This window comes from Pseudomonas sp. AC255 (assembly GCF_979258175.1).
On sequence record NZ_OZ409841.1, the window covers coordinates 5,324,141 to 5,339,144 of the forward strand.

General features: G+C 58.7%; 16 protein-coding genes. All 16 read left to right on the forward strand.

What is annotated here, in order from left to right:
• Nucleotides 1–12 precede the first annotated feature (12 nt).
• The 16 genes from ACZZ0K_RS23945 to ACZZ0K_RS24020 all read left to right on the forward strand — a co-directional run bounded on the left by ACZZ0K_RS23945 (nucleotide 13) and on the right by ACZZ0K_RS24020 (nucleotide 14,992).
• Nucleotides 13–810 (forward strand): ParA family protein, encoded by a 798-nt coding sequence (locus tag ACZZ0K_RS23945; protein ID WP_016772400.1) that lies wholly within the window; start codon nucleotides 13–15, stop codon nucleotides 808–810.
• 9 nt (nucleotides 811–819) lie between these two features.
• The gene (locus ACZZ0K_RS23950) at nucleotides 820–1,692 is read left to right on the forward strand and encodes a ParB/RepB/Spo0J family partition protein (protein WP_007960777.1); all 873 of its coding nucleotides are present in this window, start codon (nucleotides 820–822) and stop codon (nucleotides 1,690–1,692) included.
• Nucleotides 1,693–1,840: 148 nt separating this feature from the next.
• Nucleotides 1,841–2,248: a F0F1 ATP synthase subunit I gene (locus ACZZ0K_RS23955; RefSeq protein WP_016772401.1), complete on the forward strand. Its 408-nt coding sequence runs from the start codon at nucleotides 1,841–1,843 to the stop codon at nucleotides 2,246–2,248.
• A gap of 16 nt (nucleotides 2,249–2,264) precedes the next feature.
• Nucleotides 2,265–3,134, forward strand: coding sequence for a F0F1 ATP synthase subunit A (gene atpB, locus ACZZ0K_RS23960; protein ID WP_016772402.1), 870 nt, complete (start codon nucleotides 2,265–2,267; stop codon nucleotides 3,132–3,134).
• A 133-nt stretch (nucleotides 3,135–3,267) separates the two neighbouring features.
• A complete protein-coding gene (atpE, locus tag ACZZ0K_RS23965) occupies nucleotides 3,268–3,525 on the forward strand; it encodes a F0F1 ATP synthase subunit C (RefSeq protein ID WP_003097235.1) in 258 nt (85 codons plus the stop codon).
• Between the two features lie 58 nt (nucleotides 3,526–3,583).
• Complete coding sequence (locus ACZZ0K_RS23970) at nucleotides 3,584–4,054, forward strand: F0F1 ATP synthase subunit B (protein ID WP_016772403.1); 471 nt, start codon at nucleotides 3,584–3,586, stop codon at nucleotides 4,052–4,054.
• A 12-nt stretch (nucleotides 4,055–4,066) separates the two neighbouring features.
• Nucleotides 4,067–4,603, forward strand: coding sequence for a F0F1 ATP synthase subunit delta (locus ACZZ0K_RS23975; protein WP_016772404.1), 537 nt, complete (start codon nucleotides 4,067–4,069; stop codon nucleotides 4,601–4,603).
• A 21-nt stretch (nucleotides 4,604–4,624) separates the two neighbouring features.
• A complete protein-coding gene (gene atpA, locus ACZZ0K_RS23980) occupies nucleotides 4,625–6,169 on the forward strand; it encodes a F0F1 ATP synthase subunit alpha (protein ID WP_016772405.1) in 1,545 nt (514 codons plus the stop codon).
• A gap of 50 nt (nucleotides 6,170–6,219) precedes the next feature.
• Entirely contained in the window at nucleotides 6,220–7,080 is an 861-nt protein-coding gene (atpG, locus tag ACZZ0K_RS23985; protein ID WP_007911960.1) for a F0F1 ATP synthase subunit gamma, read from the forward strand.
• Between the two features lie 27 nt (nucleotides 7,081–7,107).
• The gene (atpD, locus tag ACZZ0K_RS23990; RefSeq protein WP_016772406.1) at nucleotides 7,108–8,487 is read left to right on the forward strand and encodes a F0F1 ATP synthase subunit beta; all 1,380 of its coding nucleotides are present in this window, start codon (nucleotides 7,108–7,110) and stop codon (nucleotides 8,485–8,487) included.
• Nucleotides 8,488–8,532: 45 nt separating this feature from the next.
• A complete protein-coding gene (locus ACZZ0K_RS23995; RefSeq protein ID WP_463559493.1) occupies nucleotides 8,533–8,958 on the forward strand; it encodes a F0F1 ATP synthase subunit epsilon in 426 nt (141 codons plus the stop codon).
• Nucleotides 8,959–9,073: 115 nt separating this feature from the next.
• Complete coding sequence (glmU, locus tag ACZZ0K_RS24000; protein WP_463559494.1) at nucleotides 9,074–10,441, forward strand: bifunctional UDP-N-acetylglucosamine diphosphorylase/glucosamine-1-phosphate N-acetyltransferase GlmU; 1,368 nt, start codon at nucleotides 9,074–9,076, stop codon at nucleotides 10,439–10,441.
• A 205-nt stretch (nucleotides 10,442–10,646) separates the two neighbouring features.
• Nucleotides 10,647–11,423, forward strand: coding sequence for a DeoR/GlpR family DNA-binding transcription regulator (locus ACZZ0K_RS24005; RefSeq protein ID WP_016772409.1), 777 nt, complete (start codon nucleotides 10,647–10,649; stop codon nucleotides 11,421–11,423).
• A gap of 2 nt (nucleotides 11,424–11,425) precedes the next feature.
• Nucleotides 11,426–13,258 carry a glutamine--fructose-6-phosphate transaminase (isomerizing) gene (gene glmS, locus ACZZ0K_RS24010; RefSeq protein ID WP_252868518.1) on the forward strand — a complete coding sequence of 611 codons (1,833 nt, stop codon included), beginning with the start codon at nucleotides 11,426–11,428 and terminating at the stop codon, nucleotides 13,256–13,258.
• Between the two features lie 76 nt (nucleotides 13,259–13,334).
• Nucleotides 13,335–14,261 carry a LysR family transcriptional regulator gene (locus ACZZ0K_RS24015; RefSeq protein ID WP_041476539.1) on the forward strand — a complete coding sequence of 309 codons (927 nt, stop codon included), beginning with the start codon at nucleotides 13,335–13,337 and terminating at the stop codon, nucleotides 14,259–14,261.
• 104 nt (nucleotides 14,262–14,365) lie between these two features.
• Nucleotides 14,366–14,992: a glutathione S-transferase family protein gene (locus ACZZ0K_RS24020; RefSeq protein ID WP_258707376.1), complete on the forward strand. Its 627-nt coding sequence runs from the start codon at nucleotides 14,366–14,368 to the stop codon at nucleotides 14,990–14,992.
• Nucleotides 14,993–15,004: the final 12 nt, after the last annotated feature.

The following is a 15,004-nucleotide window of genomic DNA, read 5'->3' on the forward strand; positions in this document are numbered from 1 at the left end:
ACACAAGCAAGAATGGCTAAGGTATTCGCGATAGCGAACCAGAAGGGTGGTGTGGGCAAGACCACCACCTGCATCAACCTCGCAGCATCCCTGGTCGCGACCAAGCGCCGGGTGCTGTTGATCGATCTCGATCCACAGGGCAACGCCACCATGGGTAGCGGTGTGGATAAACATGGTCTGGAAAACTCGGTCTACGATCTGCTGATCGGTGAATGCGACCTGGGTCAGGCCATGCACTTCTCCGAGCACGGCGGTTATCAATTGCTGCCGGCCAACCGCGATCTGACCGCGGCCGAAGTGGTGCTGCTGGAAATGCAGATGAAGGAAAGCCGTCTGCGCAGCGCGCTGGCGCCGATCCGTGACAACTACGATTACATTTTGATCGACTGCCCACCGTCGCTGTCGATGCTCACACTCAACGCACTGGTCGCCGCTGACGGGGTGATTATCCCCATGCAGTGCGAATACTTTGCGCTGGAAGGTTTGAGCGACCTTGTGGATAACATCAAGCGCATCGCCGAGCTGCTCAACCCGAACCTGAAAGTCGAAGGCCTGCTGCGGACCATGTACGACCCGCGCCTGAGCCTGATGAACGATGTTTCGGCGCAGCTCAAGGAACACTTCGGCGATCAGCTGTACGACACGGTGATCCCGCGCAACATTCGCCTGGCCGAAGCACCGAGCTACGGCATGCCGGCGCTGGCTTACGACAAGCAATCGCGTGGTGCCCTGGCCTATCTGGCTCTGGCAGGCGAGATGGTTCGTCGTCAGCGCAAAAATTCACGCATTGCTGCTGCTCAGCCAACTTAAGGAATCCCCATGGCCGTCAAGAAACGAGGTCTCGGACGTGGACTGGATGCACTGCTGAGTGGTCCGACGGTCAGCGCGCTGGAAGAACAAGCCGCGCAGGCCGACACCCGCGAACTGCAACACCTGCCGCTGGACCTGCTGCAGCGCGGCAAATATCAGCCGCGCCGTGACATGGACCCGCAGGCCCTGGAAGAGCTGGCGCAGTCGATCAAGGCCCAAGGTGTGATGCAGCCGATCGTGGTGCGCCCGATTGGCGGCGGTCGCTTCGAGATCATTGCCGGTGAACGCCGCTGGCGCGCCAGTCAGCAGGCCGGGCAGGAAACCATCCCGGCGATGGTTCGCGATGTGCCGGATGAAACCGCCATTGCGATTGCGCTGATCGAGAACATCCAGCGTGAAGACCTCAACCCGATCGAAGAAGCCGTCGCCTTGCAGCGCTTGCAGCAGGAATTCCAGCTGACTCAGCAGCAGGTTGCCGAGGCTGTGGGTAAGTCGCGGGTGACTGTGGCTAACCTGTTGCGACTTATTGCACTGCCCGAAGTGATCAAGACCATGCTGTCGCACGGTGACCTGGAAATGGGTCACGCGCGTGCCTTGCTCGGTCTGCCGGACAATCAGCAGGTCGAAGGGGCGCGACATGTTGTCGCACGAGGACTGACCGTGCGCCAAACCGAGGCACTGGTTCGTCAGTGGTTGAGTGGCAAACCGGAGCCTGTGGAAGCTGCAAAACCCGACCCGGACATCGCTCGCCTCGAGCAGCGCCTGGCCGAGCGCCTAGGCTCTGCGGTGCAGATTCGCCATGGCAAGAAGGGCAAAGGCCAATTGGTGATTGGTTATAACTCGCTCGACGAGCTTCAAGGTGTGCTCGCACACATCCGCTGAAACATTTCCTCATGTAGCGCGCAGTCGGAAATCACTACCTGACAGTTGAATAGGGGCAGAACCGCCCCTATACTCTGCGCGCATTTTGTCGGCACAAATTATGCCAAGTTATTGAATTTCGGCAGCCGACCATTGGAGAGCAACTGTGATGGAAACCCGCACGCCAAACCGCTTGCCTTTCCATCGCCTGGCGGTTTTTCCGGTGTTGATGGCTCAATTTGTCATTCTGCTCATTGCCGCTTTGGCGCTCTGGCAATGGCATGGAGTCGTTGCCGGATACTCGGGACTTTGCGGAGGCCTGATAGCCTTGCTGCCCAATGTTTATTTCGCTCACAGGGCATTTCGGTTTTCCGGCGCCCGAGCAGCCCAGTCCATCGTCCGGTCTTTTTATGCCGGCGAGGCAGGCAAACTTATTTTGACGGCAGTGCTGTTTGCACTGGTGTTCGCAGGTGTGAAGCCACTGGCGCCGATCGCAGTATTCGGCGTGTTCGTGCTGACGCAGTCGGTCAGCTGGTTCGCTCCCCTGCTGATGAGAACAAGACTTTCGAGACCTTAGGGCGTTTGAGGCAACCATGGCAGAGACAACCGCTTCGGGCTATATCCAGCACCACTTGCAGAACCTGACTTTCGGTCAGCTACCCAACGGCGGCTGGGGCTTTGCCCACACCGCAGCAGAAGCCAAGGAAATGGGCTTCTGGGCTTTCCACGTCGATACCCTCGGCTGGTCGGTCGCGCTGGGTCTGATCTTCGTTCTTCTTTTCCGCATGGCGGCAAAGAAAGCGACTTCGGGTCAGCCGGGTGCCTTGCAGAACTTCGTTGAAGTATTGGTCGAATTCGTCGATGGCAGCGTGAAAGACAGCTTCCATGGCCGTAGCCCGGTGATTGCACCGCTGGCACTGACCATCTTCGTCTGGGTGTTCCTGATGAACGCCGTCGACCTGGTACCGGTCGACTGGATTCCTCAGCTGGCCATCCTGATCTCCGGCGATGCCCACATCCCGTTCCGCGCCGTGTCGACTACCGACCCGAACGCGACTCTGGGCATGGCGTTCTCGGTGTTCGCACTGATCATTTTCTACAGCATCAAGGTCAAGGGCATCGGCGGCTTCATCGGCGAACTGACCCTGCACCCGTTCGGCAGCAAGAACATCTTCGTTCAGGCCCTGCTGATCCCGGTGAACTTCCTGCTGGAATTCGTCACCCTGATCGCCAAGCCGATCTCTCTGGCTCTGCGTCTGTTCGGCAACATGTATGCCGGCGAGCTGGTGTTCATTCTGATCGCTGTGATGTTCGGCAGCGGCCTGCTCTGGCTCAGCGGCCTGGGCGTAGTTCTGCAGTGGGCGTGGGCTGTATTCCACATCCTGATCATCACCCTGCAGGCGTTCATCTTCATGATGCTGACCATCGTCTACCTGTCGATGGCGCACGAAGAAAACCATTAAGACCAGTCTCGACTAGTCTGATGTTCCTCCCGGTCAAACGGGAGGGAGCTCCTTGCGGGGCAGCTGAAACGATTTGTTTTACCGCTTTAATCTAAAAAACCTAAACCATACGACGTAAAAGTCGGGAGGAAAGATGGAAACTGTAGTTGGTCTAACCGCTATCGCTGTTGCACTGTTGATCGGCCTGGGCGCACTGGGTACCGCAATTGGTTTCGGCCTGCTGGGCGGCAAGTTCCTGGAAGGCGCAGCGCGTCAGCCAGAAATGGTTCCAATGCTGCAAGTAAAAATGTTCATCGTTGCCGGTCTGCTCGACGCCGTAACCATGATCGGTGTTGGTATCGCTCTGTTCTTCACCTTTGCGAACCCGTTCGTTGGTCAGATCGCTGGCTGATTACTCGGATCTTCCGGGTAATTTGGTGTGATGGACAACGTAACTGCGAGGTGTTGGCGTGAACATTAATGCGACCCTGATTGGCCAGTCCGTTGCGTTCCTGATTTTTGTACTGTTCTGCATGAAGTATGTATGGCCTCCGGTCATCGCTGCTCTGCACGAACGTCAAAAGAAGATCGCTGATGGTCTGGACGCTGCCAGCCGTGCAGCTCGCGACCTGGAGTTGGCCCAAGAGAAAGCGGGTCAGCAACTGCGCGAAGCGAAAGCTCAGGCAGCTGAAATCATCGAGCAAGCCAAGAAACGCGGTAACCAGATCGTCGAAGAGGCTGTTGAAAAAGCCCGTATCGACGCTGACCGTGTGAAGGTTCAGGCTCAAGCCGAGATCGAACAGGAACTGAACAGCGTCAAAGACAAGCTGCGTGCCCAAGTGGGCTTGCTGGCTGTTGGCGGCGCCGAGAAGATCCTGGGTGCCACAATCGATCAAAACGCGCACGCAGAGCTGGTTAACCAACTGGCTGCTGAAATCTAAGCGAGGGCGATCATGGCAGAACTGACCACGTTGGCCCGACCTTACGCTAAGGCGGCCTTCGAGCACGCTCAGGCCCACCAGCAACTGGCCAATTGGTCAGCCATGCTCGGCCTGGCAGCAGCGGTGTCGCAAGACGACACCCTGCAGCGCGTGCTCAAGGCCCCGCGACTGACGAGCGCAGAAAAGGCCGCCACGTTCATTGACGTGTGCGGCGACAAGTTTGATGAAAAGGCACGCAATTTCATCAACGTCGTTGCCGAGAACGACCGTCTCCTGCTTCTGCCGGAGATCGCCGCTCTGTTCGACCTGTACAAGGCCGAACAAGAGAAATCGGTAGACGTTGAAGTAACCAGTGCATTTGCATTGAACCAAGAACAGCAAGACAAACTCGCCAAGGTTCTCAGTGCACGACTCAACCGGGAAGTGCGCCTGCAAGTTGCGGAGGACGCTGCCTTGATTGGTGGTGTCGTGATCCGCGCCGGCGACCTGGTTATCGATGGCTCGATTCGCGGCAAAATCGCGAAACTTGCCGAAGCATTGAAATCTTGAGTTTGAAGGGGCAGCAGAGCAATGCAGCAACTCAATCCTTCCGAAATAAGTGAAATTATCAAGGGCCGCATCGACAAACTCGATGTGACCTCCCAAGCCCGTAACGAAGGCACTGTCGTCAGCGTATCTGACGGCATCGTGCGGATTCACGGTCTGGCCGACGTCATGTACGGCGAGATGATCGAGTTTCCGGGCGGCGTCTACGGTATGGCCCTCAACCTGGAGCAGGACTCCGTAGGTGCCGTGGTATTGGGCTCCTACCAGTCGCTGGCTGAAGGCATGAGCGCCAAGTGCACCGGCCGCATCCTCGAAGTTCCTGTTGGTAAGGAATTGCTGGGCCGCGTAGTCGATGCTCTGGGTAACCCTGTTGACGGCAAAGGTCCACTGGGCAACACCGAGACCGACGCGGTCGAGAAAGTTGCTCCAGGCGTGATCTGGCGTAAGTCGGTAGACCAGCCTGTACAGACTGGCTACAAGGCTGTCGATGCCATGATCCCTGTCGGCCGTGGCCAGCGTGAGCTGATCATCGGTGACCGTCAGATCGGTAAAACCGCTCTGGCGATCGACGCGATCATCAACCAGAAAGACAGCGGCATTTTCTGCGTCTACGTAGCCATCGGTCAGAAGCAATCGACCATCGCCAACGTGGTTCGCAAGCTGGAAGAAAACGGCGCCCTGGCCAACACGATCATCGTGGCTGCCAGTGCTTCGGAATCTCCTGCGCTGCAATTCCTGGCACCGTACTCCGGTTGCACCATGGGTGAATTCTTCCGCGACCGCGGTGAAGACGCGCTGATCGTTTATGACGATCTGTCCAAGCAGGCAGTGGCTTACCGCCAGATTTCCCTGCTGCTGCGCCGTCCACCAGGCCGTGAAGCTTACCCAGGCGACGTGTTCTATCTCCACTCCCGTCTGCTGGAGCGCGCATCCCGCGTTTCGGAAGAATATGTAGAGAAGTTCACCAACGGCGCAGTGACCGGCAAAACCGGTTCCCTGACCGCACTGCCGATCATCGAAACCCAGGCTGGCGACGTTTCCGCGTTCGTTCCGACCAACGTGATTTCCATCACCGACGGTCAGATCTTCCTGGAATCGGCCATGTTCAACTCGGGCATCCGCCCTGCAGTGAACGCCGGTGTTTCGGTATCCCGTGTGGGTGGTGCCGCTCAGACCAAGATCATCAAGAAGCTCTCCGGTGGTATCCGTACCGCTCTGGCTCAGTACCGTGAACTGGCGGCATTCGCCCAGTTCGCTTCTGACCTGGACGAAGCGACCCGCAAGCAACTTGAGCATGGTCAGCGCGTTACCGAGCTGATGAAGCAGAAGCAATACGCACCAATGTCGATCGCTGACATGGCGCTGTCGCTGTATGCCGCTGAGCGTGGGTTCCTGACTGACATTGAAATCGCCAAGGTCGGCAGCTTCGAACAAGCGCTGATTGCTTTCTTCAACCGCGATCACGCCGATTTGATGGCCAAGATCAACGTTAAAGGTGACTTCAATGACGAAATCGACGCTGGCATGAAAGCCGGTATCGAGAAGTTCAAGGCCACCCAAACCTGGTAAGCCGCAGCGGGAGCCGCGAGGCTCCCGCTTGCTAACCTGATAGGTGTTACATGGCAGGCGCAAAAGAGATTCGCAGTAAGATTGCGAGCATCAAAAGCACGCAAAAGATTACCAGCGCCATGGAAAAAGTGGCGGTCAGCAAAATGCGCAAGGCACAAATGCGCATGGCTGCTAGCCGTCCTTATGCGGAGCGTATCCGCCAGGTAATTGGGCATCTGGCCAACGCCAACCCGGAATACCGCCACCCGTTCATGATCGACCGCGAAATCAAGCGCGTCGGTTATGTCGTCGTGAGCAGTGACCGTGGTCTGTGCGGCGGCTTGAACACCAACCTGTTCAAGGCCCTGGTCAAGGACATGGCGGTAAACCGCGAAAACGGCGTCGAGATTGATCTGTGTGTAGTCGGTAGCAAGGGTGCGGCCTTTTTCCGCAACTTCGGCGGTAACGTCGTTGCAGCTATCAGCCACCTGGGTGAAGAGCCGTCGATCAATGATCTGATCGGCAGCGTCAAGGTGATGCTGGATGCCTACCTGGACGGCCGTATCGACCGCCTGTCCGTGGTGTCCAACAAGTTCATCAACACCATGACGCAACAGCCTACCGTGGAGCAGTTGATTCCACTGGTGGCAACCCCGGATCAGGATCTCAAGCACCACTGGGACTATCTCTACGAACCGGACGCCAAAGAGCTGCTTGACGGCTTGATGGTCCGTTACGTCGAGTCGCAGGTCTACCAGGCGGTGGTCGAGAACAACGCGGCTGAACAGGCTGCGCGGATGATCGCGATGAAGAACGCTACCGACAACGCCGGTGATTTGATCAGCGATTTGCAGCTGATCTACAACAAGGCGCGTCAGGCTGCGATCACCCAAGAGATCTCGGAAATCGTCGGCGGCGCTGCCGCGGTTTAACGGTTCAAATATTCAGAGGATCCAGCTATGAGTAGCGGACGTATCGTTCAAATCATCGGCGCCGTTATCGACGTGGAATTTCCACGCGACAGCGTACCGAGCATCTACAACGCGCTGACTGTACAAAGCGCGGCCGCAACCACCCTGGAAGTTCAGCAGCAGCTGGGCGACGGCGTGGTGCGTACCATTGCGATGGGTTCCACCGAGGGCTTGAAGCGCGGTCTGGAAGTCACCGACTCTGGCGCAGCCATCTCCGTACCGGTCGGTAAAGCGACCCTGGGCCGGATCATGGACGTCCTCGGTAACCCGATCGACGAAGCTGGCCCGATCGACACCGAAGAGCGCTGGGGCATTCACCGCGCAGCACCTTCGTTCGCCGAGCAAGCAGGCGGCAACGACCTGCTGGAAACCGGCATCAAGGTTATCGACCTGGTCTGCCCGTTCGCCAAGGGCGGTAAAGTCGGTCTGTTCGGTGGTGCCGGTGTAGGCAAAACCGTAAACATGATGGAACTGATCCGTAACATCGCCATCGAGCACAGCGGTTATTCCGTGTTCGCCGGTGTGGGTGAGCGTACTCGTGAGGGTAACGACTTCTACCACGAGATGAAGGACTCCAACGTTCTGGACAAAGTGGCACTGGTTTACGGTCAGATGAACGAGCCGCCGGGAAACCGTCTGCGCGTAGCACTGACCGGCCTGACCATGGCCGAGAAGTTCCGTGACGAAGGTAACGACGTTCTGCTGTTCGTCGACAACATCTATCGTTACACCCTGGCCGGTACTGAAGTATCCGCACTGCTGGGCCGTATGCCTTCGGCAGTAGGTTACCAGCCGACCCTGGCTGAAGAGATGGGCGTTCTGCAGGAACGTATCACTTCGACCAAGGAAGGTTCGATCACCTCGATCCAAGCGGTATACGTACCTGCGGACGACTTGACCGACCCGTCGCCAGCGACCACCTTCGCCCACTTGGACGCCACCGTCGTTCTGTCCCGTGACATCGCTTCCCTGGGTATCTACCCAGCGGTAGATCCACTGGATTCGACTTCGCGCCAGCTGGACCCGAACGTGATCGGTCAGGACCACTACGACACCGCTCGCGGCGTTCAGTATGTTCTGCAGCGTTACAAAGAGCTGAAAGACATCATCGCGATCCTGGGTATGGACGAGCTGTCGGAAGCCGACAAACAGTTGGTTAACCGTGCTCGTAAGATCCAGCGCTTCTTGTCGCAGCCGTTCTTCGTGGCTGAAGTCTTCACCGGTGCTTCGGGTAAATACGTTTCCCTGAAAGACACCATTGCTGGCTTCAAAGGCATCCTCAACGGTGACTACGACCACCTGCCAGAACAAGCGTTCTACATGGTTGGCGGCATCGAAGAAGCGATCGAGAAAGCCAAGAAACTGTAATCCCGGCGCCCGGCAACGGGCGCTAATTTAGGTTGAGGCAATCAGATGGCTATGACAGTCCATTGCGATATCGTCAGCGCGGAAGGGGAAATCTTTTCCGGCCTGGTCGAGATGGTGATTGCGCACGGTGCACTGGGTGATCTTGGTATCGCTCTGGGTCACGCGCCGCTGATCACTAATCTCAAGCCGGGTCCGATCCGCCTGATCAAGCAAGGCGGGGAAGCCGAGGTGTTCTACATCTCCGGTGGTTTCCTCGAGGTTCAGCCGAACATGGTCAAGGTACTTGCCGATACCGTGCAACGTGCCGCCGACCTGGATGAAGCTCAGGCTCAGGCAGCTCTCAAGGCTGCCGAGAATGCCCTGAACGAAAAAGGCGCGGGCTTCGATTACGGCGCCGCTGCCACTCGTCTGGCCGAGGCTGCAGCCCAGCTGCGCACCGTCCAGCAGATCCGCAAGAAGTTTGGCGGTTAATCCGTCATCCGCTTGTTGTGCGATTGATAAAAAAGGGTAGCCTCGGCTACCCTTTTTCTTTTCCGAATTTCAAACCCGGTCGCAGTTGCTGACCACCCAGGATTGGTAGCCAGTCATGTCTCTCGAAATCGTTATCCTCGCGGCCGGTCAAGGCACGCGCATGCGCTCGGCGCTGCCCAAGGTGCTGCACCCGATTGCCGGCAATTCCATGCTCGGCCATGTTATCCACAGCGCTCGGCAACTTGATCCACAACGCATTCACGTGGTGATCGGTCACGGTGCCGATGTGGTGCGTGAGCGGCTGGCAGCTGATGACCTGAATTTCGTGTTGCAGGACAAGCAACTGGGCACTGGCCATGCCACCGCCCAGGCGGTGCCGTTCATTGATGCCGACACCGTGCTGATTCTTTACGGTGATGTGCCGCTGATCGAAGTCGAAACCCTGCAACGTCTGCTCAAGCATGTCGTGCCGGGCCAGATGGGTTTGCTCACTGTCGAGCTGGATGACCCGACCGGTTACGGCCGCATCGTGCGTGATGCTGACGGCAAGGTCGCGGCAATCGTCGAGCACAAAGACGCCAGCGAAGCGCAACGTGCGATCACCGAAGGCAACACCGGCATCCTCGCTGTGCCGGCCAATCGGCTGGCAGACTGGATGAGTCGCCTGTCGAACAACAACGCGCAGGGCGAGTACTACCTCACCGACGTGATCGAAATGGCGGTCAGCGATGGTTTGGTCGTCGCCACCGAACAACCGCACGACCCGATGGAAGTGCAGGGCGCCAACGATCGCAAGCAGCTCTCTGAACTGGAGCGTCATTACCAGTTGCGCGCCGGCCGCCGCCTGATGGCTGAGGGCGTGACCCTGCGTGACCCGGCCCGCTTCGACGTACGCGGCGAAGTCAGCGTCGGTCGCGATGTGCTGATCGACATCAACGTGATCCTCGAAGGCAAGGTCATCATTGAAGACGACGTACAGATCGGCCCGAACTGCGTGATCAAGGACAGCACCCTGCGCAAAGGCGTGGTAATCAAGGCCAACAGTCATATAGAAGGCGCCATTCTCGGTGAAGGCAGTGACGCTGGTCCCTTCGCGCGTTTACGCCCGGGCACTGTGCTCGAAGCGCGCGCCCATGTGGGTAACTTCGTTGAGCTGAAAAATGCACACATGGGCGAGGGTGCCAAGGCTGGCCATCTGACCTATCTGGGCGATGCAGAAATCGGCGCACGCACCAACATCGGCGCCGGCACCATCACTTGCAACTACGATGGCGCCAACAAGTGGAAAACCGTGTTGGGCGCTGACGTTTTCATCGGCTCCAACAACTCGCTGGTCGCCCCTGTGGATATCTCCAACGGTGCAACCACTGCGGCCGGATCGACCATCACGCAAAATGTGGATAACGCTCAGTTGGCGGTAGGCCGAGCCCACCAGAAGAACATCGACGGCTGGAAGCGGCCGGAAAAAATCAAAAAATCCTGATTTATCCACAATCCTTTGTAGGAGCGAGCCTGCTCGCGAATGCGGTTATCCGGTCACGTCTTCAGTGGCTGAGACTCCTTTCGCGAGCGGGCTCGCTCCCACAGTCATTTCAATCTTTCTGAATTTTTCTCCCCGCGTCTTGACGGCAACCTTTCGATAGAGTTTCATTGCTTGCGTTATCTTTCGAATCGAAACTTAAGCTGCCATGTCCAAGCGCAATACTCCTCAACGTCGCCATAACATCCTCGCCTTGCTCAATGAGCAGGGCGAAGTCAGTGTCGACGAGCTGGCCAAGCGTTTCGAAACTTCCGAAGTTACGATTCGCAAGGATCTCGCGGCGCTGGAAACCCATGGTCTGTTGCTGCGTCGTTACGGCGGGGCGATCACCATGCCGCAAGAGCTGGTCGCAGAAACGGCGCAGAGTATTTCCAAGTACAAGCAGGCGATCGCTCGCGCGGCGGTCAAACGCATCCGCGAGCACGCGCGTATCATCATCGATAGCGGCAGCACCACCGCCGCGATGATTCCCGAGCTGGGCCAGCAACCGGGTCTGGTGGTGATGACCAACTCGCTGCATGTTGCCAACGCCTTGAGCGAACTGGAACACGAGCCGGTGCTGCTGATGACCGGTGGCACCTGGGATCCGCACTCGGAATCCTTTCAGGGCCAGGTCGCCGAGCAGGTACTACGCTCTTACGACTTCGACCAACTGTTCATCGGCGCCGACGGTATCGATCTGGTGCGCGGTACCACGACCTTCAACGAACTGCTCGGCCTCAGCCGGGTGATGGCCGACGTTGCGCGAGAAGTCATCGTCATGGTCGAGGCCGACAAGATCGGTCGCAAGATTCCCAACCTGGAGCTGCCCTGGAGCAGCATCCATACCCTCATTACCGATGATCGCCTGTCTGTCGAGGCACGCGATCAGCTTCAGGCCCGTGGGATCACGTTGATCTGTGCGGCTGTCAGTCAGGAGAAATAACCATGTGTGGCATTGTCGGCGCTGTAGCTGAACGTAATATCACCGCCATCCTTCTCGAAGGCCTGAAGCGCCTCGAATACCGCGGCTATGACAGCGCCGGTGTGGCGGTTTATACCAATGACCAGACCCTGGAACGCATGCGCCGTCCGGGCAAGGTGAGTGAGCTGGAAACCGCCCTGGCCGAACAGCCGCTGTCCGGTCGTCTCGGTATCGCCCACACCCGTTGGGCGACCCATGGCGCGCCGTGCGAGCGCAACGCTCACCCGCATTTTTCCGGTGACATTGCAGTGGTGCACAACGGCATCATCGAGAACCACGAAGCTCTGCGCGAACAACTCAAAGCCTTGGGTTACTCTTTCAGCTCGGACACCGACACTGAAGTCATCGCGCACCTGCTGACCCACAAGCTCAAGGAACAACCGGACCTGACTGCAGCGCTCAAGGCAACCGTCAAGGAACTGCACGGGGCCTACGGTCTGGCGGTGATCAATGCGAGCCAACCGGATCGCCTGGTCGCCGCGCGCAGTGGCAGTCCATTGGTGATCGGCCTGGGTCTGGGCGAGAACTTCCTCGCTTCCGACCAACTCGCTCTGCGTCAGGTCACTGACCGCTTCATGTACCTGGAAGAAGGCGATATCGCTGAAATCCGTCGCGACAGCGTGCAGATCTGGGACGTGAACGGCAACGCTGTCGAGCGCCAGACCGTGCAGTACACCGACGGTGCCGAAGCCGCCGACAAGGGTGAGTTCCGCCACTACATGCTCAAGGAAATCCACGAGCAGCCGGCCGTGGTCCAGCGCACCCTCGAAGGTCGCCTGGGCAACAATCAAGTGCTGGTTGAGGCCTTCGGTCCACAAGCTGCCGAGCTGTTTGCCAAAGTGCGCAACGTGCAGATCGTTGCCTGCGGCACCAGTTATCACGCCGGCATGGTCGCGCGTTACTGGCTCGAAGAACTGGCCGGCATCCCGTGCCAGGTGGAAGTCGCCAGTGAATTCCGTTATCGCAAAGTGGTGGTGCAGCCGGACACGCTGTTCGTGACCATCTCGCAGTCCGGCGAAACCGCTGACACCCTCGCGGCCCTGCGCAATGCCAAAGAGCTGGGCTTCCTCGCCAGCCTGGCGATCTGCAACGTCGGCATCAGCTCGCTGGTGCGTGAATCCGACCTGACTCTTTTGACCCAGGCCGGCCGCGAAATCGGTGTGGCCTCGACCAAAGCCTTTACCACGCAACTGGTCGGCCTGTTGCTGCTGACTTTGTCGCTGGGTCAGGTGCGCGGCACTCTGGCCAATGGCGTCGAAGCCACGCTGGTCGAAGAACTGCGTCGCCTGCCGACTCGCCTCGGCGAAGCGCTGGCGATGGACAGCACCGTGGAAAAAATCGCCGAGCTGTTTGCCGAGAAAAACCACACCCTGTTCCTCGGCCGCGGCGCGCAATTCCCGGTAGCAATGGAAGGTGCCTTGAAGCTCAAGGAGATCTCCTACATCCATGCCGAAGCCTACCCGGCCGGCGAGCTCAAACACGGGCCGCTGGCACTTGTGGATAACGACATGCCAGTGGTGACCGTCGCGCCGAACAACGAACTGCTGGAGAAGCTCAAATCCAACCTGCAGGAAGTCCGCGCTCGCGGCGGCGAGTTGATCGTGTTCGCGGATGAGAAGGCTGCGATGACCAACGGCGAAGGCACCCACGTGGTGCAAATGCCGCACATCCACGACATTCTCTCGCCGATCCTTTATACGATCCCGCTGCAACTGCTGTCGTATTACGTCGCCGTGCTCAAGGGCACCGACGTTGATCAGCCGCGCAACCTGGCGAAATCGGTCACCGTGGAATAAGTTATCCACCGTTGATCTAAGCTCTCCCACAATCGCAGCCTCGGCTGCGATTGTCGTATCCGCGCCGAGGAATCCCATGGACCGCTTTCAGGAAATGCAGATCTTCGTTGTCGTCGCCCAGGAGCAAGGCTTTTCGGCGGCGTCGCGGCGTCTGGGGCTGTCGGCGGCGAGCGTCACCCGGGCGGTAGCGGCGCTGGAGCAGCATATCGGTACGCAGCTGCTGGTGCGTACCACGCGCACCGTGCATCTCACCGAAGCCGGGCAGCGTTATTTCGATGACTGCCGGCGGATTCTTGCCGAGGTGCAGGAGGCCGAGGATTCGGCGGCGGGCAGCCATGCCTTGCCGCGCGGGCAGTTGACGATTACTGCGCCGGTGTTGTTCGGCGATCTGTTCGTGACGCCAGTGATGGCCGATTACCTCTGTCGTTATCCGGATGTGTCGATCAACGCGTTGTTGCTGGATCGGGTGGTCAACATGGTCGAGGAGGGCATTGATGTCGCGGTACGCATCGGTGAGCTGCCGGACAGCAATCAGCATGCGATCCGAGTTGGGGAAGTGCGGCGGGTAATCTGCGCTTCGCCGGGGTTTCTGGCTGAACATGGCCGCCCGGAGCATCCGCAGGCATTGGCCGGGCTGCCGGTGGTGGCGACGTCGGCGATCGGTCAGCAACGCAACTGGCCGTTTCTCGACGGCGGTGAAGCACTCAGTGTGCGCACCGAACCGCGCCTGACCGTCACGGCCAATCAGTCGGCGATCACCGCTGCGCGCAAAGGCCTGGGCCTGACGCGAGTGCTGTCCTATCAAGTGGCGGACAAAGTCGCGGCGGGGGAGCTGGAAATCGTCCTCGCCGAGTTTGAATTGCCGCCGTTGCCGATCCATGTGGTTTATCAGGGCGGGCGCAAGGCACCGGCGCGGATCCGCAGTTTTGTCGACTTCGCCGTGAAGGCGCTACGCGAGCATCCGGCCTTGAGCGCAGCGGCGTTATTGCACGAGATGAAATAATCGATTGCAGCGGCTGGTTATTCTGTTGTTCCGGCAACCCATAGATGATGACTCCATCGGCGCGCTCATTCCCGTAGCGACGTCACTTTTCAGCGGAGTCGACCATGCAAGCGATCAAACTCTACAACTTTCCCCGTTCCGGTCACGCCCACCGCGTCGAGTTGATGCTGTCGCTGCTGCAACTGCCGACCGAGCTGATCTTCGTCGATTTGGCCAAAGGTGAGCACAAGCAGCCGCAGTACCTGGCGATCAACAGCTTTGGCCAAGTGCCGGCGATTGATGACAACGGCGTGGTGCTGGCCGATTCCAATGCGATTCTGGTTTATCTGGCGCAGAAATATGGCAACGGACGCTGGCTGCCGGCCGACCCGGTGGACGCAGCGCATGTGCAGCGCTGGCTGTCGGCAGCGGCGGGACCGATTGCATTTGGCCCGGCGGCGGCACGCCTGATCACGGTGTTTGGTGCGCAACTGAATGCCGAGGAAGTCATTGGCCGTGCGCACAACCTGCTCAAGGTCATGGAGCTGGAGTTGGGTAAAACTGCGTATCTGGCGGGCGAAGAGCCGACCATCGCTGACGTGTCTGCCTACAGCTACATTGCGCATGCCCCGGAGGGCAATGTCTCGCTGGACGACTACGCCAACGTTCGCGCCTGGCTGGCACGGATCGAAGCATTGCCGGGTTTCGTTGCGATGCCGCGCACTGTCGCCGGCTTGCAGAAGACCGCGTGACATTCCGCCTTC

Excerpts from the sequence above, each read along its gene's own strand:
- ACZZ0K_RS23945 (WP_016772400.1), top strand. The coding sequence starts at position 13 with ATGGCTAAGGTATTCGCGATAGCGAACCAGAAGGGTGGTGTGGGCAAG.
- ACZZ0K_RS23950 (WP_007960777.1), top strand. The coding sequence starts at position 820 with ATGGCCGTCAAGAAACGAGGTCTCGGACGTGGACTGGATGCACTGCTG.
- ACZZ0K_RS23955 (WP_016772401.1), top strand. The coding sequence starts at position 1,841 with ATGGAAACCCGCACGCCAAACCGCTTGCCTTTCCATCGCCTGGCGGTT.
- atpB (WP_016772402.1), top strand. The coding sequence starts at position 2,265 with ATGGCAGAGACAACCGCTTCGGGCTATATCCAGCACCACTTGCAGAAC.
- atpE (WP_003097235.1), top strand. The coding sequence starts at position 3,268 with ATGGAAACTGTAGTTGGTCTAACCGCTATCGCTGTTGCACTGTTGATC.
- ACZZ0K_RS23975 (WP_016772404.1), top strand. The coding sequence starts at position 4,067 with ATGGCAGAACTGACCACGTTGGCCCGACCTTACGCTAAGGCGGCCTTC.
- atpA (WP_016772405.1), top strand. The coding sequence starts at position 4,625 with ATGCAGCAACTCAATCCTTCCGAAATAAGTGAAATTATCAAGGGCCGC.
- atpG (WP_007911960.1), top strand. The coding sequence starts at position 6,220 with ATGGCAGGCGCAAAAGAGATTCGCAGTAAGATTGCGAGCATCAAAAGC.
- atpD (WP_016772406.1), top strand. The coding sequence starts at position 7,108 with ATGAGTAGCGGACGTATCGTTCAAATCATCGGCGCCGTTATCGACGTG.
- ACZZ0K_RS23995 (WP_463559493.1), top strand. The coding sequence starts at position 8,533 with ATGGCTATGACAGTCCATTGCGATATCGTCAGCGCGGAAGGGGAAATC.
- glmU (WP_463559494.1), top strand. The coding sequence starts at position 9,074 with ATGTCTCTCGAAATCGTTATCCTCGCGGCCGGTCAAGGCACGCGCATG.
- ACZZ0K_RS24005 (WP_016772409.1), top strand. The coding sequence starts at position 10,647 with ATGTCCAAGCGCAATACTCCTCAACGTCGCCATAACATCCTCGCCTTG.
- glmS (WP_252868518.1), top strand. The coding sequence starts at position 11,426 with ATGTGTGGCATTGTCGGCGCTGTAGCTGAACGTAATATCACCGCCATC.
- ACZZ0K_RS24015 (WP_041476539.1), top strand. The coding sequence starts at position 13,335 with ATGGACCGCTTTCAGGAAATGCAGATCTTCGTTGTCGTCGCCCAGGAG.
- ACZZ0K_RS24020 (WP_258707376.1), top strand. The coding sequence starts at position 14,366 with ATGCAAGCGATCAAACTCTACAACTTTCCCCGTTCCGGTCACGCCCAC.